Source organism: Stenotrophomonas sp. 116085_Sma (assembly GCF_056479585.1).
The window spans coordinates 4,579,900-4,605,200 of record NZ_CM151057.1; the positions used below are offsets into that span (position 1 = coordinate 4,579,900).

21 protein-coding genes are annotated in these 25,301 nt (G+C 68.8%); 16 read left to right on the forward strand and 5 right to left on the reverse strand.

Annotation, left to right across the window (positions count from 1 at the left end; translation table 11 throughout):
* The first annotated feature begins 20 nt into the window (after positions 1 to 20).
* The 4 genes from bioF to bioC are packed head-to-tail and all read left to right on the forward strand — an operon-like array spanning position 21 to position 3,747.
* Positions 21 to 1,244 carry an 8-amino-7-oxononanoate synthase gene (gene bioF, locus ACZK0Z_RS21185; RefSeq protein ID WP_197632373.1) on the forward strand — a complete coding sequence of 408 codons (1,224 nt, stop codon included), beginning with the start codon at positions 21 to 23 and terminating at the stop codon, positions 1,242 to 1,244.
* A 17-nt stretch (positions 1,245 to 1,261) separates the two neighbouring features.
* Positions 1,262 to 2,041 carry a pimeloyl-ACP methyl ester esterase BioH gene (gene bioH / locus ACZK0Z_RS21190; protein ID WP_197632372.1) on the forward strand — a complete coding sequence of 260 codons (780 nt, stop codon included), beginning with the start codon at positions 1,262 to 1,264 and terminating at the stop codon, positions 2,039 to 2,041.
* Positions 2,042 to 2,070: 29 nt separating this feature from the next.
* Entirely contained in the window at positions 2,071 to 2,850 is a 780-nt protein-coding gene (locus ACZK0Z_RS21195; protein ID WP_049431869.1) for an SDR family oxidoreductase, read from the forward strand.
* Positions 2,851 to 2,862: 12 nt separating this feature from the next.
* Positions 2,863 to 3,747: a malonyl-ACP O-methyltransferase BioC gene (bioC, locus tag ACZK0Z_RS21200; protein ID WP_197632371.1), complete on the forward strand. Its 885-nt coding sequence runs from the start codon at positions 2,863 to 2,865 to the stop codon at positions 3,745 to 3,747.
* A 166-nt stretch (positions 3,748 to 3,913) separates the two neighbouring features.
* Here the strand turns inward: bioC and ACZK0Z_RS21205 are convergent, their stop codons facing one another.
* Together ACZK0Z_RS21205 and ACZK0Z_RS21210 are read right to left on the reverse strand one after the other, a co-directional pair.
* Positions 3,914 to 4,558 carry a YdcF family protein gene (locus ACZK0Z_RS21205; protein ID WP_049432036.1) on the reverse strand — a complete coding sequence of 215 codons (645 nt, stop codon included), beginning with the start codon at positions 4,556 to 4,558 and terminating at the stop codon, positions 3,914 to 3,916.
* On the reverse strand, positions 4,543 to 5,505 hold the full coding sequence (locus ACZK0Z_RS21210) for a pyridoxal-phosphate dependent enzyme (protein WP_197619435.1): 963 nt from the start codon (positions 5,503 to 5,505) through the stop codon (positions 4,543 to 4,545). Before ACZK0Z_RS21210 ends, ACZK0Z_RS21205 begins: the two co-directional genes overlap by 16 nt.
* A 159-nt stretch (positions 5,506 to 5,664) precedes the next feature.
* Between ACZK0Z_RS21210 and ACZK0Z_RS21215 the strand changes: the two genes are divergently transcribed.
* The gene (locus ACZK0Z_RS21215; RefSeq protein WP_100443712.1) at positions 5,665 to 6,156 is read left to right on the forward strand and encodes a hypothetical protein; all 492 of its coding nucleotides are present in this window, start codon (positions 5,665 to 5,667) and stop codon (positions 6,154 to 6,156) included.
* A gap of 553 nt (positions 6,157 to 6,709) precedes the next feature.
* Positions 6,710 to 8,599 (forward strand): tRNA uridine-5-carboxymethylaminomethyl(34) synthesis enzyme MnmG, encoded by a 1,890-nt coding sequence (gene mnmG / locus ACZK0Z_RS21220; RefSeq protein WP_197632370.1) that lies wholly within the window; start codon positions 6,710 to 6,712, stop codon positions 8,597 to 8,599.
* 155 nt (positions 8,600 to 8,754) lie between these two features.
* Here the strand turns inward: mnmG and smeC are convergent, their stop codons facing one another.
* Genes smeC through smeA form a run of 3 tightly spaced genes read right to left on the reverse strand, consistent with a single transcriptional unit; the run spans position 8,755 to position 14,525 of the window.
* Positions 8,755 to 10,170 (reverse strand): multidrug efflux transporter outer membrane subunit SmeC, encoded by a 1,416-nt coding sequence (smeC, locus tag ACZK0Z_RS21225; RefSeq protein ID WP_197632369.1) that lies wholly within the window; start codon positions 10,168 to 10,170, stop codon positions 8,755 to 8,757.
* Positions 10,167 to 13,316 carry a multidrug efflux RND transporter permease subunit SmeB gene (smeB, locus tag ACZK0Z_RS21230; RefSeq protein WP_197632368.1) on the reverse strand — a complete coding sequence of 1,050 codons (3,150 nt, stop codon included), beginning with the start codon at positions 13,314 to 13,316 and terminating at the stop codon, positions 10,167 to 10,169. Before smeB ends, smeC begins: the two co-directional genes overlap by 4 nt.
* A 12-nt stretch (positions 13,317 to 13,328) precedes the next feature.
* Complete coding sequence (gene smeA / locus ACZK0Z_RS21235; RefSeq protein ID WP_197632367.1) at positions 13,329 to 14,525, reverse strand: multidrug efflux RND transporter periplasmic adaptor subunit SmeA; 1,197 nt, start codon at positions 14,523 to 14,525, stop codon at positions 13,329 to 13,331.
* Positions 14,526 to 14,642: 117 nt separating this feature from the next.
* On the opposite strand from smeA, the gene baeS reads away from it, so the two are divergent.
* From baeS to ACZK0Z_RS21285, 10 genes are all read left to right on the forward strand, one after another.
* Complete coding sequence (gene baeS / locus ACZK0Z_RS21240) at positions 14,643 to 16,046, forward strand: sensor histidine kinase efflux regulator BaeS (RefSeq protein WP_197619426.1); 1,404 nt, start codon at positions 14,643 to 14,645, stop codon at positions 16,044 to 16,046.
* Positions 16,043 to 16,732 (forward strand): response regulator, encoded by a 690-nt coding sequence (locus ACZK0Z_RS21245; RefSeq protein WP_049428943.1) that lies wholly within the window; start codon positions 16,043 to 16,045, stop codon positions 16,730 to 16,732. Before baeS ends, ACZK0Z_RS21245 begins: the two co-directional genes overlap by 4 nt.
* An 88-nt stretch (positions 16,733 to 16,820) precedes the next feature.
* Positions 16,821 to 17,642: a DNA polymerase beta superfamily protein gene (locus ACZK0Z_RS21250; protein WP_197632366.1), complete on the forward strand. Its 822-nt coding sequence runs from the start codon at positions 16,821 to 16,823 to the stop codon at positions 17,640 to 17,642.
* 140 nt (positions 17,643 to 17,782) lie between these two features.
* The gene (locus tag ACZK0Z_RS21255) at positions 17,783 to 18,313 is read left to right on the forward strand and encodes a gamma carbonic anhydrase family protein (protein ID WP_197632365.1); all 531 of its coding nucleotides are present in this window, start codon (positions 17,783 to 17,785) and stop codon (positions 18,311 to 18,313) included.
* A 122-nt stretch (positions 18,314 to 18,435) separates the two neighbouring features.
* Entirely contained in the window at positions 18,436 to 19,125 is a 690-nt protein-coding gene (locus ACZK0Z_RS21260; RefSeq protein WP_049428951.1) for an RDD family protein, read from the forward strand.
* On the forward strand, positions 19,122 to 20,114 hold the full coding sequence (locus ACZK0Z_RS21265) for a stage II sporulation protein M (protein WP_197632364.1): 993 nt from the start codon (positions 19,122 to 19,124) through the stop codon (positions 20,112 to 20,114). Before ACZK0Z_RS21260 ends, ACZK0Z_RS21265 begins: the two co-directional genes overlap by 4 nt.
* Positions 20,104 to 21,726: a DUF4129 domain-containing protein gene (locus ACZK0Z_RS21270; protein ID WP_197632363.1), complete on the forward strand. Its 1,623-nt coding sequence runs from the start codon at positions 20,104 to 20,106 to the stop codon at positions 21,724 to 21,726. The genes ACZK0Z_RS21265 and ACZK0Z_RS21270 overlap by 11 nt, the downstream gene beginning before the upstream one ends.
* A complete protein-coding gene (locus ACZK0Z_RS21275) occupies positions 21,723 to 22,907 on the forward strand; it encodes a DUF4350 domain-containing protein (RefSeq protein WP_197632362.1) in 1,185 nt (394 codons plus the stop codon). Before ACZK0Z_RS21270 ends, ACZK0Z_RS21275 begins: the two co-directional genes overlap by 4 nt.
* Complete coding sequence (locus tag ACZK0Z_RS21280) at positions 22,904 to 23,890, forward strand: AAA family ATPase (protein ID WP_049428946.1); 987 nt, start codon at positions 22,904 to 22,906, stop codon at positions 23,888 to 23,890. Before ACZK0Z_RS21275 ends, ACZK0Z_RS21280 begins: the two co-directional genes overlap by 4 nt.
* On the forward strand, positions 23,887 to 25,185 hold the full coding sequence (locus ACZK0Z_RS21285; protein ID WP_197632361.1) for a DUF58 domain-containing protein: 1,299 nt from the start codon (positions 23,887 to 23,889) through the stop codon (positions 25,183 to 25,185). The genes ACZK0Z_RS21280 and ACZK0Z_RS21285 overlap by 4 nt, the downstream gene beginning before the upstream one ends.
* Positions 25,186 to 25,301 lie beyond the last annotated feature (116 nt).

Below are 25,301 nucleotides of genomic sequence, written 5' to 3' on the forward strand. Positions count from 1 at the left end.
CGTCGACGCATTCAGCCACCATGGCCCGCCCCGACCTGACCGCCCGCCTCCAAGCCCAGCGCGCTCTGCGCGATGTCCAAGGCCGTCGCCGCCCGCGACGTACGGTCACCCGTCGCGATGGCGTGCGCCTTGAGGTGGACGGCCAGTGGCTGACCGGCTTCTGCAGCAACGATTATCTGGGCCTGGCGCAGCAGTTCAGCGTGGTCAATGCGCTGCAGGACGCCGCTGCGCGCGAAGGTGCCGGTGCCGGTGCCTCGCACCTGGTCTGCGGCCACCACGCGATGCACGACGCCCTCGAACGCGAAGTGGCCGAATGGCTGGGTTACCCGCGTGCATTGCTGTTCGGCAGTGGCTTCGCCGCCAACCTGGCGGTGCAGCAGGCGCTGCTGAGCGAAGAGAACGACGTATGCGTGCAGGACAAGCTCAACCACGCCAGCCTGCTCGATGCGACGCGGCTGGCCGGTGCGCGCCTGCGCCGCTACCCGCACCTGGATGCGGAAGGCGCGATGCGCCAGCTCAAGCACGCGCCCGACGGCGCGGCGATGCTCGCCACCGACGGTGTCTTCAGCATGGATGGCGACATCGCGCCGCTGCGTGCGTTGTCGCTGGTCGCGCGCCTGCAGCAGGCGTTGTTCTACGTCGATGACGCGCATGGCGTGGGCGTGGTGGGTGATGGCCGTGGCGCCGTTGCTGCCGCCGGCCTGGGCGTGGACGACGTACCGCTGCAGCTGGTAACGCTGGGCAAGGCCTTGGGCGGTTCCGGTGCGCTGGTGCTGGGCCGCGACGATCTGATCGAGCACCTGGCCGAAACCGCGCGCCCGTACATCTACACCACCGCCGTGCCACCGGCGATGGCCGCCGCTGCACTCGAGGCGGTGCGCCTGGCGCGCCGGGACAACTGGCGCCGTTCCAAGCTGGCCGACCTGATCGCGCTGTTCCGCAGCGAAGCACGCCGCCACGGGCTGGACCTGATGGCCTCGGAAACGCCGATCCAGCCGCTGCTGTGCGGCGATGACCACAGCGCCATGGCGATGTCCAAGGCGCTGGAACAGGCCGGCTGGCTGGTCGGCGCGATCCGCCCGCCGACGGTGCCGGAAGGCAAGGCGCGCCTGCGCGTTACGCTGTCCGCACTGCATGCGCCGGAACAGGTGCGGGGCCTGGTCGAGGCCATCGCCAACGCGCGGGATCGCCTCGACCTGGCCGTACGCGAAGCCGCCCCGCCGCCGCTGCCCGCTTTTGCCTGAGTTCCGCTTCGTTGCCCATGCATATTGAAGTCACCGGCCGTGGGCCGGACCTGGTGTTGATCCACGGTTGGGCCCTGCAGGGCGGCGTGTTCGCGCCGCTGGTACAGCGGCTGGCGGACCAGTTCACCCTGCATCTGGTCGACCTGCCCGGCCATGGGCACAGCCGCGAGGACACCACGCCGCTGCGCCTGCCGTTCGTGGTCAGCGCCATTGCTGCGGCCACGCCACCGGCGGTGTGGTGCGGCTGGTCGCTGGGCGGCCTGTTTGCGTTGCACGCGGCGGCAACGCTGCCGAAGGTACGCGGCCTGGCAATGATCGCCGCCACGCCGCGTTTCGTGCGTGGCGAGGATTGGCCGCACGCGGTGGAACCGGCAGTGTTCGAGCAGTTCGGGCGCGAGCTGGCCAACGATTTCGGCGGTACCCTGGAGCGCTTCCTGGCGCTGGACGTGATGGGCTCGGCGCACGCCCGCGAGGAGCTGCGCACGCTGCGCCAGCGCCTGGTCGAGCGCGGTGCCCCCACTGAACGCGCCCTGCTGGAAGGCCTGCGCCTGCTCGAAAGCACCGACCTGCGCGGTGCACTGCCAACGCTGGGCAAACCCAGCCTGTGGATCGCCGGCCAGCGCGACCGCCTGGTGTCACCGGTCGCCATGCAGGCCGCTGCGGCGCTGACCCCGGGCGCGCAGTCACTGACCGTCGCCCACGGCGGCCATGCGCCCTTCCTCGGCCATGCCGATGAGGTGGCCGCCGCCCTGCAACACTTCGTTGCCGGCCTGTCACCGGCCGATGGCGGACAATGAGCGCCTACCGAATTCCGCAGGACTGACGCATGGATCTGGGTATCACTGGTCGCTGGGCACTGGTCTGCGGCGCAAGCAAGGGGTTGGGCCTGGGCTGCGCACGTGCACTGGTGCGCGAGGGCGTGAACGTGGTGGTCGTAGCGCGTGGCGAGGCTGCACTGCAGGTCGCTGCCGACGAACTGCGTGCACTGCCCGGTGCCGGTGAGGTACGCGCCGTCGCCGCCGACGTCACCACCGAGGCCGGCCGTACGGCGGCGCTGGCCGCCTGCCCGCAGGTGGACATCCTGGTCAACAACGCCGGTGGCCCACCGCCGGGTGATTTCCGCACCTTCGAGCGCGACGACTGGATTGCCGCACTGGATGCCAACATGCTGGCGCCGATCGCGCTGATTCGCGCCACCGTGGATGCAATGATCGAGCGCGGCTTCGGCCGCATCGTCAACATCACCTCGTCGGCGGTGAAGGCACCGATCGACATCCTGGCACTGTCCAACGGCGCGCGCAGCGGCCTGACCGGTTTCGTCGCCGGCCTGTCGCGCCGCACCGTGGCCCACAACGTCACGATCAACAACCTGCTGCCCGGCCAGTTCGACACCGATCGCCTGCGCGCCAACTTCGCCCACAGTGCGGGCAAGGACGGCGACGCCGCGGAAGTGGCCGAGCGCCGCCGCCAGCAGATTCCCGCCGGCCGCTTCGGCACGCCGGACGAGTTCGGCGCCGCCTGCGCCTTCCTGTGCAGTGCACAGGCCGGTTACCTCACCGGGCAGAACCTGCTGATCGACGGCGGCGCCTACCCCGGTACGTTCTAAGAGACTTTCGCAATGCCGTCCCACTTCGATGCCCGCCATGTCCGTCGCGCATTCGCGCGTGCCGCCACCAGTTACGACGCTGCCGCCGCCCTGCAGCGCGAGGTGCAGTCGCGGCTGATCGAGTCGCTGGACTACCTGGAGGCACGCAAGCCCAAGGTGGTGCTGGACATTGGCGCAGGCACCGGCCACGCCAGTGCGCTGATGAAGAAGCGCTGGCCGAAGGCGCAGGTGATCGCGCTGGACGTGGCGCTGCCGATGCTGGACCAGGCCAAGCGCCAGGCCGGCTGGTGGAAGCCGTTCCAGCGCCTGTGCGGCGATGCCAGTGCGCTGCCGCTGGCCGACAACAGCGTGGACGTGATCTTCAGCAACCTGTGCCTGCAATGGGTGGATGACCTGCCGGCGGTGTTCGCCGGGTTCCGCCGCGTGCTCAAGCCGGGTGGCCTGCTGCTGTGCTCGACGTTCGGCCCGGAAACGCTGATCGAACTCAACGAAGCCTTCGCCGCCGCCGACGACCGCCCGCACGTGAGCCGCTTCGCGCAGATCGCGCAGTTCGGCGATGCACTGATGATGGCTGGCTTCCGCGACCCGGTGCTGGACCGCGATCTGTTCACCCTGACCTACGACGACCTGCCATCGCTGATGCGCGAGCTGCGCGCGATGGGCGCGACCAATGCGCGGGTAGACCGCCGCCATACCCTGACCGGGCGCGGACGTTTCGCTGCCGCCGCGGCCGCGTACGAACCGATGCGTGGCGCCGACGGCAAGCTGCCCAGCAGCTGGGAAGTGATCTACGCCCACGCCTGGGCACCGGACCCCGGTGCGCCGATCCGCGAAGGCGGGCATGACGTGGCCGCGGTGCCGGTGTCGGCAATTCCGATCCGGCGCAAGCAGACCTGATCGATCGATCACGGGTGATGCGCCGACCAAGGTCGGCGACTACCGACTCATGCACGGAATCCGTTCTGGTAGGTGCCGACCTTGGTCGGCACAACGCCTGCGGCATCGCGATCTGGCAGGTTGTGCCGACCAAGGTCGGCACCCACCCAAAGCAGGCGGCAGCCGCTCAGGTATTGGCCGGCGAACTCAGCGGCGGGCGCACCAGATCACGGTGGAAGAAGTAGATCTCCTGCACCAGGAAGCGCCAGCTGGTATGGAAGCTGCGGAAACGCGTGCTGGGTGTGGACGAGGCCAGCGCATCGATGCCCAGCGCCTTGCTCAGGCGCAGCGCGCGCGCCATGTGCAGCGGGTCGCTGACAATGATCACCCGGTGCAGGTTGCGCTGGTCCATCAAGCGTTTGGCTTCCACCAGGTTCTGCACGGTATTGCGCGACGCGGTCTCGATCAGGATCGCGTCATCCGGCACGCCATGCTTCAGCGCGTAGCGCCGCGCCACCTGCGATTCGGAGAAGCGCGCGCCGGTGCCACCATAGCCACCGGTGAAGATCAGCAGCGGCGCGTAGCGTGCTTCATACAGGTCCAGCCCGTGGCGGATGCGCTCCTCGAACACCGGTGACGGCTTGGCGTCATAGGCCGCGGCACCCAGCACGATGATGGCGTCGGCCTTGGCGGCCTGGTCGCGTTCACCGATCCAGACGATCCAGGCGGTCACGCCCAGCAGCCAGATCACCAGCAGCACGAACAGCCGCCACAACCAGCCCAGCAGGCCGGTGCGTTCGCGGTGCCGCCCGCGGCTCACGCCGCCTCCCAGCGCAGGGCTGGCAGGTCGACGTTGCCGCCGGACAGCACCAGGCCCACGCGCAGGCCGGCGAAGCGCTGCGGCTGCGCCAGCACCGCAGCCAGCACGGTGGCCGAAGAGGGTTCCACCACCTGCTTGAGCACCTCCCACAGCAGGCGCATCGCCGCCAGCGTCGCGGCGTCATCGACCACGATCACCTCGGCACCCGCAGCGCGCAGCAACTCGAAATTGGGCGCGCCGATCAGGGTACGCAGGCCATCGCAGATGGTGTCCGGGGTAAACGCGCCCTGGCGCTCGCCGGTGGCCAGCGAGCGCGCGGTGTCATCGGCACCGGCCGGCTCGGCCAGAATCAGCCGCGTGTGCGGACTGGCGTGCTGCAGGGCCAGCGCGGTACCGCTGGCCAGGCCACCGCCGCCCACCGGCACCACCAGCACATCGAACGGGCCGTCGCTGTGCAGCAGTTCCAGGGCCGCAGTGCCCTGCCCGGCCATCACCGCCGGGTCCGTATACGGATGCACCAGGGTCGCGCCGGTATCGGCCTGCACCCTGGCACAGGTGGCCTCGCGGTCGGCGATGGTCGGCGGGCAGCGCCAGAGCGTGGCGCCGTGGCGGGCGATGTTGGCCAGCTTGGCGGCCACCGCCCCTTCCGGCACCACCACATGGCAGGGGATGCCACGGGTGCGTGCGGCCAAGGCCAGCGCGGCGCCGTGGTTGCCGGAGGAATGGGTCACCACGCCAGCACTGGCACGATCAGCATCGAGCGACCACACGGCATTGCAGGCACCGCGGAACTTGAATGCGCCGCCGCGCTGCAGGTGCTCGGCCTTGAACGCCAACTGTGCGCCGGTCATTGCATCGAGCGTGCGCGAGCGCAGCACCGGGGTCACGCTGGCATGCGGGGCGATCCTCGCAGCAGCAAGCAGGACGTCATCGGCGCGGGGCAACAGTGAATCGCTCATGACGCAAGATTAACGTATGCCCCTGCGCTGGCGACCGGGGCACAGGTCATGCCAGCATGCGGGCCTACGCCTCCATTCATCCTGGCCAGCCGAATTAAGGGCCGATTCAATGCCCGCGCACGAAGCTGGCTGCACACCCGTCCTCTGGGGGGACCCACCATGAAAATGCGCCTGTTGCTTGCCGGTGGCCTGTTGCTGGGCCTGACTGGCTGCACCACCTACGACTATGTAGGCGGTGGCCGCGGTGGCGGCTACTACCACGGCGCGCCGTCGGTGGAGTACCGCTACCCGGCCGGCTATCCCTACAACTACGGCTACCCGTACTACGGTGGCTATGGCGGCTATTACGGCGGCTATGGCAACCCGTACTACTCGCGCCCGATCTACCGCCCACCGCACAACCACCGCCCGCCGCCGCGTCCGCCCGGCAACGGTGGCGAGAACCGTCCGCCGCCGCCGCCGCGGCCGTCGTACAACGGCGGTTCCCCGTGGCGGAACATGGATTCGATGCGCCGCCCGCCGCAATCGAACATGCAGCCGCCGGCGCCCGCGCCGCAGGCCCGCCCGGCCCCGGCACCGAGTGCGCCGAGGATGAACGGTTCCCCCTGGCGCAACATGGATCGTGCGACGCAGCGCACAGTTGAGCGCTGAACCGTCTTGCATTTCACACGGTCTAAGCCGCAATCTACGCGGACAGTGACGGCCCGCGTCACAAAGTGACAAAAGCGACACGGGTCGCCGCAAAAAGCTCTACGTCGATATCCGACAGGAACATCTGGATCCCCCCTGTTCCGGCCCTGTCGGATGTCGGCACCTCTGAAGGCAGACGGCCCCGCATTGCGGGGCCGTTTGTTTTGGGGACAGTCCAAGCGCCATTCGCGCAGGCCCGGTTTCAGTAGATCCACGCCATGCGTGGATGAAGCTCTCCCGACAGCCCCAAAAAAACAGGGCCGGACAGTCCCCCGACTGCCGGCCCTCTGCTCCCCCATCGTGCGCCTGTACCGGCCCCTGTTCCAATTCCGGTCACGGGCGCCTTCGGCGCCAGCCACGATGGGTGCTATTGGGTTATCTGCAAAAATCCTGCCAACTTTAGGGCCGATTTCGCCGCCAACGGGCCGGCGCCAGCGTCCGGCCCCCGAATGGCGCTAAAATCGCCACCCCGGCGCCGCCCCCGGCCGCGCCTGCCCCCAGCTGAACAGCCCCCATGAACCCGTCCTTCCATCGTTACGACGTCATCGTCATCGGCGGTGGCCACGCCGGCACCGAAGCCGCGCTGGCCGCAGCCCGTACCGGCGTGCGCACCCTGCTGCTGACCCACAACATCGAAACCGTGGGCGCGATGAGCTGCAACCCGGCCATCGGCGGCATCGGCAAGGGCCATCTGGTCAAGGAAATCGACGCCCTGGGCGGTGCGATGGCGCATGCCGCCGACCGCGCCGGCATCCAGTGGCGCACGCTCAACGCGTCGAAGGGCCCGGCCGTGCGCGCGACCCGCTGCCAGGCCGACCGCAACCTGTACCGCATGGCGATCCGTGCCATCGTCGAAGGCCAGGCCAACCTGACGGTGTTCCAGGCCGCGGTCGATGACCTGGTGATCGAAGGCGACGCCGTGCGCGGGGTCATCACCCAGACCGGGTTGCGCTTCGACGCCGAGGCGGTGGTGCTGACCGCCGGCACCTTCCTGGCCGGCAAGATCCACGTCGGCCCGACCCAGTACGCCGCCGGCCGCATGGGCGACCCGCCGGCCACCACACTGGCCGCGCGCCTGCGCGAGCGTCCGTTCCAGGTCGACCGCCTGAAGACCGGCACGCCGCCGCGCATCGATGGTCGCTCGCTGGACTACAGCGTGATGGACGAGCAGCCCGGCGATACGCCTCGGCCGGTGATGTCCTTCCTCGGCTCGGTGGACGAACATCCGCAGCAGGTCAGCTGCTGGATCACCCATACCACCGAGCAGACCCACCAGATCATCCGCGACGCGCTGCACCGCTCGCCGCTGTACAGCGGCCAGATCGAAGGCATCGGCCCGCGCTACTGCCCGTCCATCGAAGACAAGGTGGTGCGCTTCGCCGAGAAGGCCAGCCACCAGATCTTCGTCGAACCCGAAGGCCTGGGCATCGTCGAGATCTACCCCAACGGCATTTCCACCTCGCTGCCGTTCGACGTGCAGCTGGAGATGGTGCGCAGCATCCGCGGTTTCGGGAACGCGCACATCACCCGCCCCGGCTATGCGATCGAGTACGACTTCTTCGACCCGCGCGGGCTGAAGGCCTCGCTGGAAACCAAGCTGGTCAACGGCCTGTTCTTCGCCGGCCAGATCAACGGCACCACCGGCTATGAAGAAGCCGCCGCGCAGGGCCTGCTGGCCGGCCTCAACGCCGCACGCCAGGTGCGCGGGCTGGACGGCTGGTGCCCGCGCCGCGACGAGGCGTACCTGGGCGTGCTGGTGGATGACCTGATCACCCACGGCACCAACGAGCCGTACCGCATGTTCACCAGCCGCGCCGAGTACCGCCTGCAGCTGCGCGAGGACAACGCCGACCAGCGCCTGACCCCGGCCGGCCGCGAGATGGGCCTGGTGGATGACCGCCGTTGGAGCGCGTTCGAAACCAAGCAGGCTGCGGTTGCCGCCGAGCGCGCGCGACTGGGCGCACTGTGGGCGACCCCGGCCAATGCGCTGGGCCGTGAAGTGCAGGACACGCTGGGCGTGGCGGTCAGCCGCGAAACCAACGTGCTGGACCTGATCAAGCGCCCCGAGCTGGATTACGCGCAGCTGATGCAGGTGCCTTCGCTGGGCCCGGCGGTAGCCGACGGCAAGGTGGCCGAACAGGTGGAGATCGGCGTGAAGTACGCCGGCTACCTGGACCGCCAGCGCGAAGAAATCGAGCGCCAGCAGCGGCATGAGGCCACGCCGATCGCCGAAGCGTTCGACTATGCGACCGTGCGCGGGCTGTCGGCCGAAGCGCTGCAGAAGCTGGAGCGCGTGCGCCCGCAGACCATCGGCCAGGCGCAGCGCATCCCCGGCATGACCCCGGCGGCGATCTCGCTGCTGCTGGTGCACCTGGAGCGCGCGCGCCGCGGCCGTGTGGCGTAAGCGGTCGCACCTGCTTCCGGTGGCTGCCGACCAAGGTCGGCACCTACCAAGGCCTCCCGCCCCGGTAGGTCCACGCCATGCGTGGATGGAGGCCTCCGTGCCGACCGAGGTCGGCACCCACCGGAGCAGAAGACACACCCACCGGAACGAACGCGTTACCGTGCGTCGGCGCCACCGCCCAGCACCTTGAACAAGGTCACCCGGTTGCCCGCTTCCTGCTGCTGCAGCGCGATCAGGTCCTGCTGCGCGGCGTACAGGCTGCGCTGTGCATCCAGCGACTGCAGGTAGCCGTCCAGCCCGGTGCGGTAGCGCGCATCGGCCAGCGTATAGCTGCGCTGGCTGGCGGCGACCAGCGCGCGCTGCGCGTCCATCTGTGCGGTCAGGTGGTCACGCGTGGCCAGCGCATCGGCCACTTCGCTGAAGGCCTGCTGGATCGCCTTCTCGTACTGCGCGACGCCGATGTCCTTGCCGATCTTCGAGGCATCCAGCGATGCCTTCAACGCACCGGCGTGGAAGATCGGCGCGGTGATGCTGGGGGCGAACGACCAGCCGCGGGTGCCGGCCGAGAACAGCGTCGACAACGCGGAGGAGCTGTGGCCGTAGTTGGCGGTCAACGTCAGCGTCGGGAAGAATGCAGCGCGCGCGGCACCGATATCGGCGTTGGCCGCCTGCAGCGCGTGTTCGGCGGACAGCACGTCCGGGCGCTGCAACAACACGCTGGACGGCAGGTTGGCGGGCAGCGGTGCCAGGGCCACGGTGCCGTCCAGCGCCTGTGCGCTGGGCAGCAGTGCCGCGTCCAGCGGTGCACCGACCAGCAGCTGCAGCGCATCGCGATCCTGCGCCTGCTGGGTCTGCAGCTTGGCCAGCGCACCGCGCGCGGCTTCCACGCTGGTCTGCACCTGCGACAGGTCCAGGCCCGAGGCCAGGCCCTGTGCATGGCGGGCCTCGGTGCGCTGCAGGGTCTGCTGCTGGCTGTCCAGCGTCTGCCGGGTGAACGCCAGTGACTGCTCGTCCGCCGCCAGCGCCAGCCACGCCGTCGCCACTTCGGCGACCAGGCTGGTGCGCGCCGCACGCTGGTTCTCGGCACTGGCCAGCCAGTTCTGCAGGGCCTCGTTCTTCAGGCTGCGGATGCGTCCGAACAGATCCAGTTCCCAACTGCTGATACCCACCTGCACGGCATCGGATTCGGTTACCTGGGTGGCCCCGGTTTCACTGTTCGCATCGCTCACGCGCGAGCGGGTGACGCTGCCACTGGCATCCACCGACGGCAGCAGCGCCGCACGCTGGATGCGGTACTGCGCGCGTTCCTTCTCCACCTGCAGCACGGCCACGCGCAGGTCGCGGTTGTTCTGCAGCGCCAGCGCGATCACCTGCTGCAGGCGCGGTTCGAGGAACACCTCGCGCCATGCCGGCATCGCCAGCGCAGGATCAGCCTCGCCGGTGGCCGCATTGCCGAACTGTACCGGCACCGGTGCCCCGGGTCGCTGGTAATGCGGCGCCATGCTCACGCAGCCACCGAGCACGGTGGTCATCGTCGCGGCCGCCAGGGCGCGCAGCAGCATCAGCTTCATGGGCTCACCTCCGGGGCAGTGGCTTCGGTCGCTGCGCGCCCCGGGAACAGGCGGCGCACCAGCAGGTAGAACAACGGCACGAAGAACATGCCCAGCACCATCGAGGCGACCGTGCCGCCGGCCACGCCGGTACCCAGCGATCGGCGCGCGGCTGAACCGGCACCGGTGGCGAACACCAGCGGCAGCACGCCCATCAGGAAGGCCAGCGAGGTCATCACGATCGGCCGCAGCCGCAGGTAGACCGCCTGCAGGATCGCCTCGCGGGTGCTCTTGCCCTGCTGTTCGAGGATGCGCGCGAACTCGACGATCAGAATGCCGTTCTTGGCCGCCAGGCCAATCGTGGTCAACAGGCCGACCTGGAAGTACACGTCGTTGTTGAGGCCACGCAGGTTCATCATCAGCACCGCGCCGAACACGCCCACAGGCACGGCCAGCATCACCGCGAACGGCACCGCCCAGCTTTCATACAGCGCGGCCAGGCACAGGAACACGAACAGCAGCGAGATGGCGTACAGCATCGGTGCCTGGTTGCCCGACAGCTGTTCCTGGTAGGCCATGTCCGACCAGGCGTGGCTGAAGCCCTCCGGCAGCGTATCGGCCAGGCGCGCGATCTCGGCCATCGCCTCACCGGAGCTGACGCCGGGCGCCGGCTGGCCGGTGATCTCCATCGCCGAGATGCCGTTGTAGCGTTGCAGCGCGGCCGGTGCGCTGGACCAGTGCGCGCTGACCAGCGATGACAGCGGCACCATCTGTCCGGCCTGGTTGCGCACGCTCCAGCGCTCGATGTCCTGCGGCTGCATGCGCGCTTCGGCGGTGCCCTGGATGAAGACCTTCTTGATGCGGCCCTTGTAGATGAAGTTGTTGACGAAGTCGCCGCCCAGCGCCGCGTTCAAGGTGTCATTGATGTCCTGTGGATTCACGCCCATCGCCTGCGCCTTGGCGTCGTCCACCTTCACCGCATACACCGGTGCATCTTCCAGGCTGGCATAGCGCACGTTGACCAGCTTCGGATCCTTGGCAGCTTCCTTCAGCAGGGTGTTGCGCGCGGCCACGGCGGCGGCATGGCCGGCACCGCCTTCGTCCTGCAGTTCCAGGGTGAATCCGCCCGCATCACCCAGGCCGAGGATGGCCGGCGGCGAGGTGATGAACACCTGCGCATCGGGCACGCTGGCCATGGCCTTGGTCAACCGCGCGGCGATGGTATCGGCATCATCCTTGCGGTCATCCCAGTCCTTCAGGCGGATGAAGGCCTGGCCGACGTTCTGGCCGCTGCCGGTCACGCTGAAGCCGGCGGTGGCCTGGATCGACAGCACACTGTCGTCTTTCACCGCGGCGGCACTCAGACGATCCATCACCGCGCGGGTCTGCTCCAGGGTGGAGCCGGCCGGCAGCTTCACCAGTGCATTGAGCATGCCCTGGTCCTCGTCGGGCAGGAACGCGCCCGGCAGGTGCCACAGCAGCAGGCCGGTGACCACGCTCAGCACCAGGTAGAACACCACCCCCAGCGTGCGCCGGCCGAGGAAGCCATCCACCCGACGACGCAGGCCGTTGGAGGTGCGCTCGAAACGGTGGTTGAACCAGATGAAGAACTTGCCCAGCAGGCTCGGCTCGCCGCCGTGGTCGCCATGCGGATGGCCGCCCTTGGGAATCTGGTGCAGGATGCTGCCGCACAGCGCCGGGGTGATGGTCATCGCCACCAGCACCGACAGGATCATCGCTGCAGCAATCGTCACCGAGAACTGGCGGTAGATCACGCCGGTGACACCACTGAAGAACGCCATCGGCAGGAACACCGCGGTCAGCACCAGCACGATGCCGACCAGCGCGCCGGTGATCTGGCCCATGGCCTTCAGCGTGGCCGGCTTCGGCGCCAGCCCTTCGAAGGTCATCACCCGTTCCACGTTCTCCACCACCACGATGGCATCGTCCACCAGCAGGCCGATGGCCAATACCAGCGCGAACATGGTCAGCGTGTTGATCGAATAGCCGAACGCGGCCAGCACGCCGAACGTGCCCAGCAGCACCACCGGCACCGCGATGGTCGGGATCAGGGTGGCGCGCCAGTTCTGCAGGAACAGGTACATCACCAGCACCACCAGGATGATCGCCTCGACCAGGGTGATCATCACTTCCTTCAGCGAGATGGTCACGAACGGCGTGGTAGTGAACGCCACGTGGGCGGTGTAGCCATGCGGCCAGTACTTCTGCAGCTGCTGAAGCCGCGCATCGATGGCCTTGGACACGGCGATCGCGTTCGCACCGGCATTGAGTTCAATGCCCAGCGAGGCCGACGGCTTGCCGTTGAAGGTGCTGATGCTGTCGTAGCTCTCCGGGCCCAGGCCGATCGTCGCCACGTCGCCCAGATGCACCACGCTGCCGTTGGCATCGGCCTTCAGCACCACCTGCGCGAACTGTTCGGGCGTGTGCAGGCGGCTGCGCGCGGTCACCGTGGCGTCGAGCTGCTGGCCCTTCAGCGCCGGCTGGCCGCCGAGTTCACCGGCCGAGACGTCGGTGTTCTGTGCCTGCAGCGCGGTCTCGATGTCCGACGGCATCAGCGCGTACTGGCGCATCTTCTCCGGGTCCAGCCAGATGCGCATGGCGTACTCCTGGCCGATCGGCTGGATGTTGCCGACACCACTGACGCGGCTGATCTGGTCATCGATGCGCGCTTCCATGAAGTTGGCGACATCGAAGTTGTCCATGCTGCCGTCTTCGCTGGTGAACGACAGCACCTCGAAGATCGAACCACTGGACTTGGTGATGGTCAGGCCGTTCTGCTGCACCGCCTGCGGCAGCGTGGCCATGGCGGCCTGCAGCTGGTTCTGCACCTGCACCTGCGCGGTGTCCGGGTTGGTGCCGGTGGCGAACACCAGGTTGACCTGCGCCGAGCCGTCGGAGGCGCTGGTGGAGGTCATGTACATCAGGTGGTCCAGGCTCTGCTGGGACTGCTCGATGACCTGGGTGACCGCGTTTTCCACGGTCTGCGACGAGGCGCCGGTGTAGGTGGCGCGAATGGTGATGGTGGGGGGAGCGATCTGCGGGTAGCGGTCCACCGGCAGGATCAGGATCGCGAGCAGGCCGAGCAGGCTGACCGCGATGGCGATCACCCAGGCGAAGATCGGCCGGTCGATGAAGAAACGAACCATGCGCAGCAGGCCTCAGTGCGACTTTTCGTCGGTGTTGCCGTTCGGGTCGACCGCCGGCATCGCCGCCAGCTGCGCCGTGGTGGCCGCCACCGCCTTCACCTGCTGGCCCAGTGATACCGCACTGCCGTTGCTGACGATCACCCGTTCGCCGGCTTTGAGGCCGTCGGTGATCTGCCACTGGTTGCCGACCACCTGGCCGGTGCTGATGCGGCGCTCGACCACGTGGTCCCTGGCATCGAGCAGGCGCAGCAACGGCTCGCCGCGTTCGTTGCGCACCACTGCCTTCTGCGGCACCAGCAGCGCGCGCGCGTCGGTGGCCATCGGCAGCACCGCCTTCAGGTACATGCCGGGCAGCAGCAGGCCGTCCGGGTTCGGGATGACCGCACGCAGCACCACATTGCCGGTGCCCGGATCCACCGCGCTGCCGACGAACTCCAGGGTGCCCTCATGCGCATAGGTGCTGCCGTCCTCCAGCAGCACCTTCACCTGTGCCTTGCCATCGATGGCCTTCACCAGGCCGGCATCGAGCTGCTTGCGCAGCGCCAGCATCTGCGTGCTGGACTGGGTGACATCCAGGTACACCGGGTCCAGCCGCTGGATGGTGGTCAGCGCGGCGTCCTGCCCGGCCGCGACCAGCGCACCCGCGGTCACGCTGGAGGTGCCGATGCGACCGTCGATGGGCGCGGTCACCCGGGTGTAGTCGAGGTTGATGCGGGCGGCCTGCAATGCAGCGCGCGCAGCAATCACATTGGCCTGCGCCTGCTTCAGCGCCGAGGTGGCGTCGTCGGCATCCTGCTTGCTGGCCGCATCCATGTTCACCAGCGCGCGGGTGCGCTCGGCCTTCGGCTGGGCCGACAGCACGGTGGCCTCGGCCTGCGCCAGCTGGCCGCGGGCGGTATCGAAGGCCGCCTGGTATGGCGCCGGATCGACCTGGTACAGCAGCTGCCCTGCCTTGACCTGTTGGCCTTCGGTGAACAACCGCTGGCGGATCAGGCCGCCGATCTGCGGCCGCACCTCGGAGATCTCGAACGGCACGGCGCGGCCGGGCAGGGTCTGCTGTAGTGCCAGCGGCCGCGCGCTGGCCGTGATGACGCCCACTTCGGGCATGGCCGGTGCTTCAGTCCTGCCCGCCGAACAGGCCGCCAGGGCCAGCAGCAGGGGCAGCAGCAGGGGACGCGGGGAACGGGACAGCGGGCGCAGGAGGGACATGGGGGGCGTAGGGGCCTTGCGTAGACCCGTGCACGCTGCCGTGGAACTGTGCAGAGAATATGGAGATTGTGCGACCGGCTCAGCTGGCGCTTGCTTTCGGCGCCGCATGCGCCGCTAATGGCCTCCGCGATGGCGAAGATTCGACTCAAATTCGGCCTGACCGCGAAGACCTTCCTCGCGATCTTCACCGCCTGCCTGCTGGTGCTGGCAGTGAACGGTATTGCCAGCCGCGTGGCCTTCCAGACCGGATTCCTGGACTACCTCAACGACCAGGGCGACCTGCGCATGCAGCGGCTGATGCCCCACCTGCAGCGCGAGTACCGCGAGCACGGTGGCTGGGGACATCTGCACGGTGATGGCGACCGCTGGGCGCGGCTGCTGCGCCCGGACCTGGCCCATGGGCACGAAGGACCGGTGCCGCCGCTGTCCGACCAGACCGGCGTGCCGTCGCGTCTGGGCCTGTTCGATGCACGGCACCGCTTCGTGGCCGGCAACCCCGACGCCACCAGCGATGACGAGCCGCATGCGGTGCAGGTGGACGGGCAGACCGTCGGTTGGCTGGGCATGGTGCCGTTCCAGACCGTCATCGCCACCAACGACCTGAACTTCTACAACACCCAGGTGCGCGCCTGGTGGGTGATCGGCATTTCGCTGCTGCTGGTGACGGTGCTGCTGGCCTGGCTGGTGTCGCGCGCGCTGCGCCAGCGCCTGGCCAAGCTGGCCGCGGCCACCCACCGGTTGGCCGCCGGTGACTACGGCACCCGCATCGAGCGAACCAGCGACGATGAGCTGGACGCACTGGTCAACGACTTCAACCGGATGGCGCAGGCGCTGGACGATACCGAGCGCAACCGCCGCGCCTTCATCGCCGACATCTCGCACGAACTGCGCACGCCACTGGCGGTGGTCCGCGCCGAGCTGGAGGCGATCGAAGATGGCATCCGTCCGCTGGACCGCGCCAACCTGGTGGGCCTGCAGGGCGAGATCCGCCAGCTGGGCAAGCTGATCGACGACCTGCACGACCTGTCGATGACCCAGTCCGGCGGCCTGGCGTACCGCTTCGCGCCACTGGACCTGGCGGCGCTGCTGCGCAGCGAACTCAACGGCATGCGCGTGCGCTTCGCCAATGCAGGCCTGGCGCTGGAAGAAGATCTGCCCGCCACGCCGTTGCAGGTGTCCGGTGACGAACGGCGCCTGCAGCAGGTGCTGGCCAACCTGCTGGAGAATGCACTGCGCTACACCCACGCCGGTGGCCGCGTACTCGTGCAGGCAGCGCACGTGCCTGCCGGCGTGCAGCTGATCGTGGAAGACACCGCGCCGGGCGTGCCTGCCGACAAGTGCGCGCTGCTGTTCGAACGCTTCTACCGCGTGGAAAGTTCGCGCAACCGCGCCAGTGGTGGCAGCGGGCTGGGCCTGGCCATCAGCCACAACATCATCCTCGCCCACCACGGCGTCATCCACGCCGAGCCCTCGCCACTGGGCGGGCTGCGCGTGGTCATCACCCTGCCGGAGCCTGCATGAGCACGTCGCCCGCCATGTGCGCGAAGATCCTGATCGTCGAGGACGAGCCACGCCTGGCCTCGGTACTGCGCGACTACCTGGCCGCTGCCGGCATGGCCAGCGAGTGGGTGGACGACGGTGGCCAGGTGATCGACGCGTTCGCGCGCTACCAGCCCGACCTGGTGCTGCTGGACCTGATGCTGCCGCAGCGCGACGGCGTGGACCTGTGCCGCGAACTGCGCGCCAGCAGCGATGTGCCGGTCATCATGGTCACCGCACGGGTGGAAGAGATCGACCGCCTGCTGGGCCTGGAGATCGGTGCCGACGACTACATCTGCAAGCCGTTCAGTCCGCGCGAAGTGGTCGCTCGGGTAGTGGCGGTGCTGCGCCGCTACCGCCCAGACCCCGGTGCGCGTGCCAACGGCGGCCTGCACATCGACGAGCCGGCCGCACGCGCCACCTGGAACGGCAAGGGCCTGGACCTGACTCCGGTGGAATACCGCCTGCTGCGCACGCTGCTGGCCACGCCAGGCCGGATCTGGGCGCGCGATGAACTGCTCGACCGGCTGTACCTGGACCATCGCGTGGTGGTCGACCGCACCGTCGACAGCCATGTGCGCAACCTGCGCCGCAAGCTGGCCGACGCCGGCATGGAAGGCGAGCCGATCCGTTCGGTGTACGGCATGGGCTACAGCTACGAGCCGTGATCGCGTTCGCCGGGCCATGCCCGGCGGGCGCAGCGTGTTCGATCTGCGCTACAGTCGAGAACGCTCGACATCAACGAATCACGACTGCATGGACGACATCCACCCGATCGCGCCGGACAAGCGCGCCGCCATCCTTTCCACCCTGGCCGAGATCGAACAACGCTACGACGTACGCGTGCTGCTGGCCTGCGAGTCGGGCAGCCGTGGCTGGGGCTTTTCCTCGCCGGACAGCGACTACGACGCGCGCTTCATCTACGTGCATCGCCAGCCGTGGTATCTCAGCGTCAACGAGAGCACCGGTCCCGGCGAAGCGCAGCGCGATGTGATCGAACTACCGATCGACGATGAGCTCGACGTCAGCGGTTGGGACCTGCGCAAGGCAATGCGGCTGGTCTCAAAATCCAATCCGACACTGATCGAATGGCTGCGTTCGCCGATCGTGTACCGGCAGGATGACGCTGCGGTAGCACTGCTGTGGGAAGCGGCCCAACGCTTCTATTCACCCCTGGGCAGCTGGTGGCACTACATGAGCATGGCCAGGACTACGCACAGCCGCCACCTGGGTGAGCCCACCATCAGCACCAAGAAGTACCTGTATGTACTGCGCGCCCTGCTTGCCTGCCAGTGGATCGAGCGCGAGCCCACGCCGCCGCCGATGGCCTTTGAGGATCTGCTGGACCGGTTGCTGCCGGACGGCCCGGTGCGCCACGCCATCGACGCATTGCTGGTGGTCAAGCGCACCAGCGCCGAGGTCAGCGCTCGTCCGCGCATCGCGCTCATCAGCGAGTACATCGACCATGCGATGACCGTTCGCGCCGCGCAGGCCCCGACGCTGCCGGCAGGACAGGGCGACAGCGCGTGGCTGGACGTGCTGTTCCGGCGGATGCTGGCCGAGCACGCACCGGCATGAAGAGCCGCACCCGCGGCTGGTGGTGCCGGCCGCTGGCCGGCAACCGCGCGGCACGCCTGGATTTCCGTGGTTGCCGGCCAGCGGCCGGCACTACCACACGGGTATCATCGTCGCGGATGCCCTGATTTCCGGAGATGCCGATGAACCCGCTGCGCCCCTTTCGCGACAAGATGCCCGTCCTCGGCGAGCGCGTGTACATCGACCCGGCCTGCACCGTCATCGGTGACGTGGAGCTGGCCGACGACGTGTCGGTGTGGCCGGGCACGGTCATCCGCGGCGATGTCAATTACGTGCGCATCGGTGCGCGCACCAACGTGCAGGACGGCACCATCATCCATGTCAGCCACCACAGCCCGTACAACAAGGCCGGTTACCCGACGCTGATCGGCGAGGGCGTGACCGTCGGCCATGGCTGCATCATCCATGCCTGCACCATCGGCGATTACAGCCTGATCGGCATGGGCGCCTGCATCCTCGACGGCGCCCGCGTGGAGCGCCATGGCTTCGTCGGCGCCGGTGCGGTGATCGGCCCCGGCAAGGTGGTGGGCGAAGGCGAGCTGTGGGTCGGCAACCCGGCCCGGCCGGCACGCACGCTGAGTGACAAGGAGATCGAGGCGCTGCATTACTCGGCCGACCACTACGTGCGGCTGAAGGACGAATACCGGGGCTGAGCCCCGACGCTGCCATGCGGCTCTGCTAAAGTCTGGGCCCGACCAGGACCTGTCGAGACCCCCATGCCTGTGGCTGCCTGCCGGAGAGGACTCCGGCGCCCACAACGAAGGCCATCGCGCTGATGGCCGCACCGATGCTCGATACCTACCGTGAGGTGGTGACGCCGGAGGGTGTGCTGCTTCAGTTGCCAGTAGCCGGACCGCTGCCGCGGGCCATGGCCTGGCTGGTCGATCTTGGTGTGCGCATCGCGGCACTGGTGCTGATGGCGATTCCGCTGGCGGTGCTGGACGAATTCGGCTCCGGCCTCAACCTGGTGCTGATGTTCCTGGTCTACTGGGTCTACCCGATCGTGTGCGAGGCGCTGTGGGGCCGCACCCTGGGCAAGCGCGCGCTGGGCCTGCGCGTGCTGTCCCGCGATGGCGCGCCCGTGGGCTGGATGGCGGCGATCACCCGCAACCTGCTGCGTACGGTGGACATGCTGCCGTTCGGCTATGCACTGGGCCTGGTCAGCAGCCTGTTCGATCCGCACGGCCGCCGCCTCGGCGACCTGGTGGCCGGCACCGTGGTGGTGCACGCGCCTGTCCTGTACCTGCCGCCGCCACCTACCATCGACAGCGTGCTGGCCCCGCCGCAGCCGCTGCGGCCGGAGGAACAGGCCGCGCTGATGGCCTTCGCCGAGCGCGCCCCGCGTCTGTCCGCGCCCCGCCAGCAGGAGTTGGCCGGCATCGCCGAACCCCTGACCGGCAGCCTGGGCCAGATCGGTGTGCTGCGCCTGTATGCGATGGCCAACTGGCTGCTGGGGCGGCGATGAAACAGGAACAGTTCGTCGCCCGTTACCAGCAGGAATGGCAGGACCTGGAACAGTGGCTGCTGCTGCGTGCCGGCGCCTCGCGCCGTGCGCGCCGCAAGGCCAGCGGCCTGGCACTGGACGATGCCACCGTCCCGCAACGCTATCGGCGCCTGTGCCAGCAGCTGGCGCTGGCCCGCGAGCGCGGTTACAGCCCACAGCTGGTCCAGCGCCTGCAGCAACTGATGCAGCAGGGCCACAGCGTGCTGTACCGCACACGGCCGACACGCTGGCGCGCCGCTCTGGAATTCCTGGTGGCCGACTTCCCGCTGCTCGTGCGCAGCCAGGCACGCAGCATGTGGGTAGCGCTGGCGATGTTCGCGCTGCCGGCAATCGCCTGCTTCGTGCTTGCACAGGTCTACCCGGACCTGATCCACACGCTGATGGACAACCGCCAGATCGCCGCGATGGAGCGCATGTACGACCCTGCCGCCGAACGACTGGGCCGCGACAGCGGCACCGACTGGATGATGTTCGGCCACTACATCCTCAACAACATCAGCATTGCCCTGCGCACCTTCGCCAGCGGCCTGCTGGCGGGGCTGGGCACGCTGCTGGTGCTGCTGTTCAACGGCGTCACCATCGGGGCGGTGGCCGGCCACCTGCAGCACATCGGGCACGGTGGACCGTTCTGGCGCTTCGTGGTCGGCCACGGCGCCTTCGAGCTGACCGCGATCGTGATCGCCGGCGGTGCCGGCCTGCAGCTGGGCATGAAACTGCTGGCACCGGGCCGGCGCAGCCGCCTGGATGCGCTGGTCGACGGTGGACGCATCGGTGCCCGGCTGTGCCTGGGCGTGGCGTTCATGCTGCTGGTCGCGGCCTTCATCGAAGCGTTCTGGTCGTCGATCGCCGAAGTCCCCGCATGGATCAAGTTCAGCGTCGCCGGAGTGCTCTGGGCCGGCGTGCTGCTGTGGCTGTGGCGTGGCGGGCGTGGAAGCGGCCATGCGCATTGACCGCCTTGACGTGGTGCTGCGTGCACGCAGCGGCTGGGAGGCGATGGAGCTGGGCAGTGCCCTCGCCCGCCGCCATGCGCGCGCCGTGTGGGGCAGCTGGCTGCTGGCCAGTGCTCCGTTGTTCGTGATCTTCAACGCGCTGGGATGGTGGCTGGATGCCTTCGGCTGGGCCTGGCTGGCGATGTGGTGGTGCAAGCCACTGTTCGAGCGTGCGCCGCTGTATGTGCTGTCACGCGGCATCTTCGGCGAACCGGTCAGCACGCTTTCGGCGCTGCGTGCGCAGCGCCACTGGGGCAACTCCGGTTTCTGGGGCTACCTGGGCTGGCGTCGTTTCAGCGTGCTGCGCAGCCTGTGCCTGCCGGTGAACCTGCTGGAAGGCAACGCACCGGGCCAGCGCGGTCCACGCCGCCGTGCGGTGGCGGCCGGCGCCGCAGGTGCGGCGACAGTGCTGACCGTGACCTGCATGGCGTTCGAAGCGGTGCTGGTGTCCGGTGCCATCGGTGCAGTGTTCATGTTCATGCCACTGGACCTGATGTCCGAATCCTGGCGTGCGGCGTGGGACATGATCGGCAAGGACACGCCGGCCTGGGCACGTTTCGGTTTCAATCTGGCCTGCTGGCTGGCCTCGGCGCTGATCGGCCCGTTCTTCGTCGGTGCGGGCTTTGGCCTGTACTTGAACCGGCGTACGCAGATGGAAGCCTGGGACGTCGAAATCGCCCTGCGCCGCCTGCGCGATCGCCTGCTGCCGGCAGCGTCGACGCTGGCCCTGCTGCTGTGCCTGGCACTGCCGCTGGTCTCCGCACCGGTGCACGCCCAGGACGCAGATGCCGAGCCCGGACGCGCCATGGGCAAGCCCAACGACAGCGGCATCGCCTCCGAAGAGGACGACGAGGAACCGACCATCGACCCGGCCAACACGCCAGCCACCATCTTCGGTGGCACGCCGGTGGACACTGCTGGTTTCCGCCAGGCGGTGAATCGCGCCTACGAGGATCCGCTGCAGCGCCCGACCCGCCAGGTCACCCGCTGGAAGCCGATCGAACAGGCCGAGGAAAAAAAGAAGGACGACAAGCAGCTGCAGAGTGACAGCAGCCCCCGGGGCGAACGCAAGGCGCGCAAGGAGGGCATCGCCTGGCTGGCACGGTTGGCCGAGTGGGGCCTGTGGGGCCTGCTGGGCATCCTGCTGCTGGTGCTGCTGCTGACGGCCCGGATGTGGTTGCCCTGGCTGCGCGGCAGCGGCCGGCGCAAGGCCGATGCACCACCGCAGGTGATGGAGGAACAGGTGGAACTGCCCCTGGTGCTGCCGCCGGACGTGGCCACCCAGGCCGGCCTGCTCTGGGACCAGGGGCGCCCACGCCAGGCGCTGGCCCTGCTCTACCGTGCCAGCGTGCGCACCGTGGGCGAGCGCAGCGGCATCGCGCTTCCGCCGGGCGCCACCGAAGCACAATGCCTGCGCGCATCGCGACGCATGCCTGACGCCATCGACCGTGACCTGTTCGCGCGCATCGTTCGCATGTGGCAGTACGCGGCTTACGGTGGCCGCCTGCCCAGCCGCAGCGATTTCGACGCACTGGCCGCAACGCTGCGCCAGCAGTACGGGTGGCAGGCATGAGCCCGCGCCTGTTCTGGTCGTTGCTGCTGGGCGTGCTGGTGCTGTTCGGCGTGCCGCTGACCATCCTCTACCTGCGCACGCATGAGCGCGTGACCGAGACCATCCGGCTGCCACCGCAGGGCGAGGCGGCCTACAACCCGCTGTACGTGCTCGGCCAGGCCCTGCGTGCCGACGGCATCGACGTGCATTCACTGCCCCGGCTGGACCTGCAGCAGATGACGCTGGGGCCGCACGATACGGTGGTGCTGCTGCAGGACAGCAGCGAACTGCCGCCGCCCGTCGCCAATGCCCTGCTGGATTGGGTCGAGGATGGTGGACACCTGCTGGTACGCACGCCGCCACCGGCCGAGGACGACGCCAGCAGCTCGCAGGGTCCGTTGCTGGACCGGCTGGGCGTGGACAGCCTGTTCCAGCGCAGCGACTGCCAGCCTTTCCATGTCGATGATGATCCGGGCCACGTTGAATTCTGCGGTGGCCGCCGCTTTACCCTGGGCTTTGCGGCCAGCGCGCAGGCCGAACGCCGTTGGGGCGGTGATCGCGATCTCGTGTACGCACGCCTGCGCCATGGCCAGGGCAAGGTGAGCGTGCTGGCCGACATGGACTTCATGCGCAGCGAGGTGGATTCACCGGCAGCGCGCCTGGCCTCGGCCGGCGGCAAGGCCAGCGATGGCCTGCACGATGCTTCGCACCGCGACCTGACCCGCTATCTGCTCGACCCGAACTACGGCAAGGGTACGGTCTGGCTGATCTACGCCAGCCGCCCGCCATCGTTGTGGGCACGCATCTTCTACCAGGGCTGGCCACTGTGGGCGCCACTGCTGCTGGCCCTGCTGGGTTGGCTGTGGAGCCGCTCGCAGCGCTTCGGCAGCCTGCAACCGTCGCCGGTGCTGGAACGCCGCTCGCTGCTGGAGCACGTGCGCGCCAGTGGCGAACTGCTGCTGCGTTTCGGCCACGGTATGCGCCTGTACGACGCCGTGCTCGCCCTGTTCCTGCATCGCCTGCGCCTGCGCGCGCCGGTTGCCGCCGCGCTCGATGGCGCACCGCGTGAGCAGGCCATCGCCGCACTGCTGAAGTGGCCACAAAGCCGCGTCGCCAGCGCGCTCACACCGCCTCCGCCGCACGATTCCTCCGCCCTGCGCGAGCGCATCCGCTTGCTGCTCCAGATGAGATCCCTGCTATGACCGAAGTCCCCGAGCTGCCGGCGGCCGCCGATGCCCGCCTGATCGAACGCGTCGATGCCATCCGCGAGGCCGTCGGCCGCGCTTTCATCGGCCAGGCCGACGTGCTGGACCAGATTCTGGTGGCCCTGCTGGCAGGTGGCCACGTGCTGATCGAGGGCGTGCCCGGGCTGGGCAAGACCCTGCTGGTGCGCGCGCTGGCGCAGGCGATGGAGCTGGACTATGGGCGCGTGCAGTTCACCCCCGACCTGATGCCCAGCGACGTCAGCGGGCACGCCGTGTACGACCCGAAGAGCGAGAGCTTCAAGATCCGCCGCGGCCCGGTGTTCACCAACCTGCTGCTGGCCGATGAGATCAACCGCGCGCCGGCCAAGACCCAGTCGGCGCTGCTGGAAGTGATGCAGGAAGGCCAGGTGACCATTGAAGGCAAGGCCTTCACCCTGGCGCCACCGTTCATGGCGCTGGCCACGCAGAACCCGCTGGAACAGGAAGGCACCTACCCGCTGCCGGAAGCGCAGCTGGACCGCTTCCTGCTGAAAGTGCTGATCGACTACCCGCAGCTGGAGGACGAGAAGCGCATGGTGACCGCGATCACCAGCGGCCGCTCCGCCAGCGATTTCGACCTGAGCCAGGTACCGCGCGTGCTCGGTGCCGGTGAACTGGTGGAGCTGCAGCGCGCCACCGCGGCGATCAACGTGGATGACGAAGTGATCGACTACGCGGTGCGGATCGTGGCCGCTACCCGGCAGTGGCCGGGCATCGCAGTCGGTGCCGGCCCGCGTGGCAGCATCGCGCTGGTACGTGCATCGCGCGCACAGGCGGTGCTGGCCGGCCGTGACTTCGTCACCCCCGACGACGTGCGCGACATCGCGCGCCCTGCGCTGCGCCATCGCATCGCGCTGGTCCCGGAGCTGCAGATCGAAGGCCAGGATGCCGACGACGTGCTGGGTGCGCTGCTGGCCAAGGTGGAAGCACCGCGCCGATGAGGCCTGCCCCGCTGCTGCTGGCGCTGTTGCTGGCCTGGGCCGTCCTGGGCGGCCTGGTGCTGGGCGGCCTGCTGCCACGCTGGAGTTGGGCGCTGGCTGCGGTGGCGATTGCCGTGCCGGCGTTGATGGACATGTGGCGGCAGTCACGGCGTCCATCGCCGCAGGTGCAGCGCGAACTGCCCGAAGCGCTGGCCCTGGGTGTGCGCCGCGAGGCCGCGCTGCGCCTGCAGGCGGACGCAGCGATGACGGTGCAGGTGTTCGACCTGGTCCCCGGCGGCTGGCCGCTGGAATCGCTACCGCAGCGCGTGCGCCTGCAGCCCGGCAGCGCCTCCACCCTGCACTACCACCTGCAGCCGCTGCAGCGTGGGCGCTTCCGCTTCGACGGTGTGCATCTGCGCATGCGCTCGCCATGGCGGCTGTGGTGGCAGCAACGCACCCTGCCACCGGCGCTGGACGTACGGGTCTATCCGAACTTCGTGCCGCTCACCCGCTTCGCGCTGTTCAGCGCCGACCAGGCATCGCGCCTGGTGGGTGCGCACGTGAAGCGTCGCCGTGGTGAAGGCACCGACTTCCACCAGATGCGCGAATACCGCGTGGGCGACAGCCTGCGCCAGCTCGACTGGAAGGCCACCGCACGGGCGCGCAAGCTGGTCTCGCGCGAGTACCAGGACGAGAAGAACCAGCAGCTGCTGCTGATGCTCGACAGTGGGCGGCGCATGCTGGCCAGCGAAGGCGGTCTCTCGCATTTCGACCACGCCTTGAACGCCTCGCTGGTGGTGGCGTACCTGGCATTGCGCCAGGGCGATGCCGCCGGCCTGTTCGCTGCCGGTGGCGAGCGCCGCTGGGTGGCGCCGCAGCGTGGCATGGGCACGGTCGAGCACCTGCTGCGTGCCAGCTACGACCTGCAGCCGCGCGCGGTGGCCACCGATTACCTGGCCGCCGCCACCGAGGTGTCGCTGCGCCAGCGCCGGCGCGCACTGGTGATGCTGGTCAGCAACGTGCGCGACGAAGACATCGAGGATCTGCTGGCGGCGGTGCGCCTGCTGCAGAAACGCCATCTGGTGTGCGTGGCCAGCCTGCGCGAGCGCGAGCTGGACGGCGCACTGGAGGGCGACGTGCAGACGCTGGAGGATGCCACCCAGGCCGGTGCCGCCGCACTGTACCTGCAGCAGCGCGCGAAGGCGCACGACGCGCTGCGCAGCGAGAAGGTGATGGTGCTGGACGTGACCGCCGACGCCCTGCCCGGCGCGCTGGTGGAGCGCTACCTGGCAGTGAAGCGCGAAGGGCTGCTGTAGTCCTGCGCTTGACCCAAGCCGAGCATGGGCTCGGCTCTACAGGAATCGGGCTGTCTGTAGAGCCGAGCCCACGCTCGGCTGCCACATCAACCCACGCATGGTGTTGCCGGCCAGTG

Coding starts and splice junctions, on each gene's coding strand:
- bioF (WP_197632373.1), top strand. CDS start 21: ATGGCCCGCCCCGACCTGACCGCCCGCCTCCAAGCCCAGCGCGCTCTG.
- bioH (WP_197632372.1), top strand. CDS start 1,262: ATGCATATTGAAGTCACCGGCCGTGGGCCGGACCTGGTGTTGATCCAC.
- ACZK0Z_RS21195 (WP_049431869.1), top strand. CDS start 2,071: ATGGATCTGGGTATCACTGGTCGCTGGGCACTGGTCTGCGGCGCAAGC.
- bioC (WP_197632371.1), top strand. CDS start 2,863: ATGCCGTCCCACTTCGATGCCCGCCATGTCCGTCGCGCATTCGCGCGT.
- ACZK0Z_RS21210 (WP_197619435.1), bottom strand. CDS start 5,505: ATGAGCGATTCACTGTTGCCCCGCGCCGATGACGTCCTGCTTGCTGCT.
- ACZK0Z_RS21215 (WP_100443712.1), top strand. CDS start 5,665: ATGAAAATGCGCCTGTTGCTTGCCGGTGGCCTGTTGCTGGGCCTGACT.
- mnmG (WP_197632370.1), top strand. CDS start 6,710: ATGAACCCGTCCTTCCATCGTTACGACGTCATCGTCATCGGCGGTGGC.
- smeC (WP_197632369.1), bottom strand. CDS start 10,170: ATGAAGCTGATGCTGCTGCGCGCCCTGGCGGCCGCGACGATGACCACC.
- smeB (WP_197632368.1), bottom strand. CDS start 13,316: ATGGTTCGTTTCTTCATCGACCGGCCGATCTTCGCCTGGGTGATCGCC.
- smeA (WP_197632367.1), bottom strand. CDS start 14,525: ATGTCCCTCCTGCGCCCGCTGTCCCGTTCCCCGCGTCCCCTGCTGCTG.
- baeS (WP_197619426.1), top strand. CDS start 14,643: ATGGCCTCCGCGATGGCGAAGATTCGACTCAAATTCGGCCTGACCGCG.
- ACZK0Z_RS21245 (WP_049428943.1), top strand. CDS start 16,043: ATGAGCACGTCGCCCGCCATGTGCGCGAAGATCCTGATCGTCGAGGAC.
- ACZK0Z_RS21250 (WP_197632366.1), top strand. CDS start 16,821: ATGGACGACATCCACCCGATCGCGCCGGACAAGCGCGCCGCCATCCTT.
- ACZK0Z_RS21255 (WP_197632365.1), top strand. CDS start 17,783: ATGAACCCGCTGCGCCCCTTTCGCGACAAGATGCCCGTCCTCGGCGAG.
- ACZK0Z_RS21260 (WP_049428951.1), top strand. CDS start 18,436: ATGGCCGCACCGATGCTCGATACCTACCGTGAGGTGGTGACGCCGGAG.
- ACZK0Z_RS21265 (WP_197632364.1), top strand. CDS start 19,122: ATGAAACAGGAACAGTTCGTCGCCCGTTACCAGCAGGAATGGCAGGAC.
- ACZK0Z_RS21270 (WP_197632363.1), top strand. CDS start 20,104: ATGCGCATTGACCGCCTTGACGTGGTGCTGCGTGCACGCAGCGGCTGG.
- ACZK0Z_RS21275 (WP_197632362.1), top strand. CDS start 21,723: ATGAGCCCGCGCCTGTTCTGGTCGTTGCTGCTGGGCGTGCTGGTGCTG.
- ACZK0Z_RS21280 (WP_049428946.1), top strand. CDS start 22,904: ATGACCGAAGTCCCCGAGCTGCCGGCGGCCGCCGATGCCCGCCTGATC.
- ACZK0Z_RS21285 (WP_197632361.1), top strand. CDS start 23,887: ATGAGGCCTGCCCCGCTGCTGCTGGCGCTGTTGCTGGCCTGGGCCGTC.